This is a genomic window from Paenibacillus sp. FJAT-27812, from assembly GCF_001273905.1.
In the GTDB taxonomy this organism is placed as follows: domain Bacteria; phylum Bacillota; class Bacilli; order Paenibacillales; family Paenibacillaceae; genus Pristimantibacillus.
This window is the reverse complement of sequence record NZ_LIGH01000003.1, coordinates 1-3,723: the sequence shown is the minus strand read 5'-3', so window position 1 is coordinate 3,723 and position 3,723 is coordinate 1. Positions and strand designations below refer to the sequence as shown.

Genomic DNA, 3,723 nt, shown 5'->3' with positions numbered 1-3,723 from the left:
CGATCCCCGGCTACCGCTATCTTATGACCTCACAAAAATGAGGTCTACCAGAAAGATCTGGTGACCTCATAATACGAACGGGCAGGATAGTTTAACAAAATGTGGTATGATCTGTTTGTTGAAACAAGTCTGGCGTCTCAGTTCTGGCGCAACAGCTCGCTGCGCATTTCTCCGCTAGAGGAGGTCGAGTTTCTTGGCAAGCTGATCGATGAGACGCTGCCTTTCGACAAGGACGTTATGAGAGCGGTCAAACGGATGATCCTGATGGAGGAATCCGGCGACCATACCCTATACGGCAAATCAAGGAGGGCAGCCAATGAACAAAACAGACCGTTTATTAGCCATCGTTTTGGAGCTGCAAAGCAGAGAAGTGATACGGGGCGAAGATTTGGCGGACCTATTTGAAACCAGCGTGCGGACCATCTATCGTGACATTCAGGCACTTAGTGAAGCGGGCGTGCCGATTGTAGGTGCCCCAGGCACAGGATATTCTTTGATGAAAGGCTATTTCCTGCCACCGATCAGTTTCACGGTGGAAGAAGCCGTGACCTTGCTTATAGGAACGGACTTTATCGAGCAACGATTTGATGATGAGTATCGTGTTAGGGCTCAAGCTGCTCGGAGGAAAATCGAGGCCATTCTATCGGAGAGCGTTCGCATCGAGACCTCTCATGTGCGCAAGGCGCTGCGCTTGCTCACTCCAGGAAAACGGGTCGCGCTGTCAAAAGAAAGGGAATATTTCGAAAAGATCCGTCGAGCGATATTAGAGGAACGAAAGATCAGATTACATTATTCGAAAGGGATTGGGGATTCCAAAGGGAATCACCTTAGTGATCGTACCGTCGCTCCTTATGGACTGGTACTCGTTGAAGGAGCTTGGATGCTCGTTGCCCGTTGCGATCTACGTCAAGACATCCGCCATTTCCGTTTATCCAGAATGACCAAACTTATTGAGCTGGAAGAACGCTTCGAACTACCGGCGCATTTCAACTTAAGGGAGTATACCCCTCCGGATGATCGCCACTTGCGAGTTCGCCTTCGATTTAACCATGATATCGCAGATAATGTGAAGGAATCGAACTATCACTATATAGAGGATATGGAAGAGCATCAAGATGGATTGTATGTGATTTTACGTGTTCGTCAATTGGATGAATTGCTTAAATGGGTGCTTGGCTGGGGAGCGGGTGTGATCGTATTGGAACCTGAATCATTCAGAAAAAGGATTACTGAGGAAGCCCAAAAGATGTTAAAACGCTACTGACATAACGTTGTCAGTAGCGTTGTTTTATAATCGGGTATGTAAACGTAAAGTCGTTGGTTCTGGCCCACGATATTATACAATTGTTTCATTTATTTTATTATAGGAAGGATGATATTTTGTGAATTTCGCTTCTGTACGCATCATTACCGACGACGTAGATCGTCTCGTCGAGTTCTATGAGAAAGTCATGGGTGTTTCGGCAGAGCGCCCCGCGCCCGTTTTTGCCGAACTCGTTGTGCCATCTTGCACCCTGGCAATCGGCCACTCCCAGACGGCGCAACTATTCGGCGCTGGTTCCGTAGTAGCGGCCAACAATCACACTGTCATTATTGAGTTCCGCGTCGATGATGTCGAATCCGAATACGCGCGCTTGAAGCCATTTGTCGATGAATGGGTAAAGGAACCTACAACGATGCCGTGGGGAAACCGTTCTGTGCTTTTCCGCGATCCCGACGGCAACCTCGTTAACCTCTTCGAGCCGGTGACCGAGGAAGCGATCAAACGGTTTAGCGGCAGGCGTTGACGGACAGTTAAACAATTTAGGAAGTGGCAACGATTCGTAAAATATATGGACACCTAGTTCTTAATAAGGAGCGTGGTCATACACTCCTTTAATAATTAAATAGACTCTCGGAATTCAGAGGAGGTACCACTTGAAATTAAAACGTTAAGTTAATTTTTCTGATAAATATTCTTAAAAAAATTCTTTGCATTAACAGGACACGATGGCTTTACTAGTCGAACAAGATTGAAGAACCCGAATCATTCAGTATAAGTACGGATCGTTACGCTAACGGGACACGATAGTTGAATGACGAAAAGACGGCAAACGCTATTAATCGTTTGCCGTTTTTCATTGAAGTATACCAGCTAATAGCCTGTCAATATTTAATAATTAATGAAGTAAACGAAGGATGCTATACTGGTAAAAATGCATGTCAAATAACCGTCCCATAGAATTTGGGAAGGTTTTCCTCAATATCTAAACGTTGCTTATTCAGTCAAGCGGAAAGGTTCTTTCTTGGTCAAAATCGCATAAATCCAATGGATCAGTCTATTTACACAAGCGATCACAGCTACTTTAAATAGTTTGCCTTCTGAACGCTTTTTGTCGTAATAAGCTCTTATTTTCTTGTTACGTGAGCCTTTCAGTCCACACCTTACAGCTTGATATAAGGCTGTCCGAAGCCTTCTAGAACCACGTTTGGTGATTTTATTTCGGGTTGCTGTAAACTTGCCGGAAGAGAAGACACTTGGATCAATACCGGCAAACGCAACTAGTTTCTTTGGGTGATCGAACCGATCGATTTCACCGATCTCAGCTAAAATTGTTGCAGCAATTTTAGTGCCAATGCCGGGTATCGATTGGATTAAATCATATTCCAGTAATTCTTCAGCAAGGATCTCTATCGATTTATCAAGTTTTGCTAAATGCTCCTGGTACTGAAGAAGTAAATTAACGAACAGCTCCAATGAGATTAAATGACTCGGAAAAGCGGTCTCCCTGAAGGGATTTCGTTCTGCTGCAGCCATTAGTTTCTGTGCCCGTTCCAGCGACCATCTGTTTGAACTGACATGTCCAACTAGGCGTTGTATGCTTGCTGTAACGTTTTCCTCGGACATCGCTAGCACGGATTGAGACGTTGGATACTGCGCCAGGAAACGAAGTGATACCTTAGAATAAAGGTCACCAAACACGCCATGATACTCTGGAAAGACTTGATCAAGCACTGCTTGAAACTGCAACTTTACCTGGACATACATTTCAGTAAGTGACTCATGTTGCCGTGTCAGGTAACGCAGATTCATGAGATACTGACCCCGTTTTTTGTAAGGCTCCAGCTCTTCTTTGAAGAACATTTCACCCAACTGGTATGCGTCAGCAACATCCGTTTTCACCTTACGTAAATTCATCTTTTTCGCTTGGTGTGAAATTAACGGATTGATAACGATATACAGATATTGATGATCATCTAGAAACTGTATAACTGGACTATGATAATGCCCCGTTGCTTCTAACACAATGGCCGGACGCTGCCCAGTAAAAGACTCCAGGTTTTGAGTAAAACGGAGGAAGGACGCTAATCCCTCAAGATTGTGCTCAAATCGAAAGGTCTTTCCGTAGGGCGATCCTCGATCTGAAAAAGCTTGTGCATGACTTTCTCCTTTAGATACATCTAATCCAATGACAGGGTTCATTCAATCACTCCCGATATTATATTCGCCGGCAACCCCTAACCTTCTCGTCGTCCACATTATCGCATGTGATTCGGGATCATTGTCCCAACYAGCCTAATCATGGTTTAACAAGTAGGGGGGATGAACTGTATAGCTCTCGGGATCCAACTCCCACGGGCAGAAACGTTCGATCCCCGGCTACCGCTATCTTATGACCTCACAAAAATGAGGTCTACCAGAAAGATCTGGTGACCTCATAATACGAACGGGCAGGATAGTTT

The 3,723-nt window shown here is 44.9% G+C and carries 4 protein-coding genes; 3 read left to right on the top strand and 1 reads right to left on the bottom strand.

Translation table 11 applies throughout. The features are described 5' to 3' along the window. Positions 1-99: 99 nt before the first annotated feature. From ADU23_RS34445 to ADU23_RS31690, 3 genes are all read left to right on the top strand, one after another. Complete coding sequence (locus tag ADU23_RS34445) at positions 100-405, top strand: hypothetical protein (RefSeq protein ID WP_141680468.1); 306 nt, start codon at positions 100-102, stop codon at positions 403-405. Beyond that, entirely contained in the window at positions 317-1,264 is a 948-nt protein-coding gene (locus ADU23_RS31695) for a helix-turn-helix transcriptional regulator (protein ID WP_053377946.1), read from the top strand. Before ADU23_RS34445 ends, ADU23_RS31695 begins: the two co-directional genes overlap by 89 nt. A 118-nt stretch (positions 1,265-1,382) precedes the next feature. Further along, positions 1,383-1,787, top strand: a complete 405-nt coding sequence (locus tag ADU23_RS31690) for a VOC family protein (protein ID WP_053377945.1) — start codon at positions 1,383-1,385, stop codon at positions 1,785-1,787. Positions 1,788-2,257: 470 nt separating this feature from the next. Here the strand turns inward: ADU23_RS31690 and ADU23_RS31685 are convergent, their stop codons facing one another. Then, positions 2,258-3,463, bottom strand: a complete 1,206-nt coding sequence (locus ADU23_RS31685; protein WP_053373193.1) for an IS110 family transposase — start codon at positions 3,461-3,463, stop codon at positions 2,258-2,260. Positions 3,464-3,723 lie beyond the last annotated feature (260 nt).

Bases quoted from the DNA above. Each gene is read 5' to 3' on its own strand.
- ADU23_RS34445 (WP_141680468.1), top strand. From the start codon at position 100: ATGTGGTATGATCTGTTTGTTGAAACAAGTCTGGCGTCTCAGTTCTGG.
- ADU23_RS31695 (WP_053377946.1), top strand. From the start codon at position 317: ATGAACAAAACAGACCGTTTATTAGCCATCGTTTTGGAGCTGCAAAGC.
- ADU23_RS31685 (WP_053373193.1), bottom strand. From the start codon at position 3,463: ATGAACCCTGTCATTGGATTAGATGTATCTAAAGGAGAAAGTCATGCA.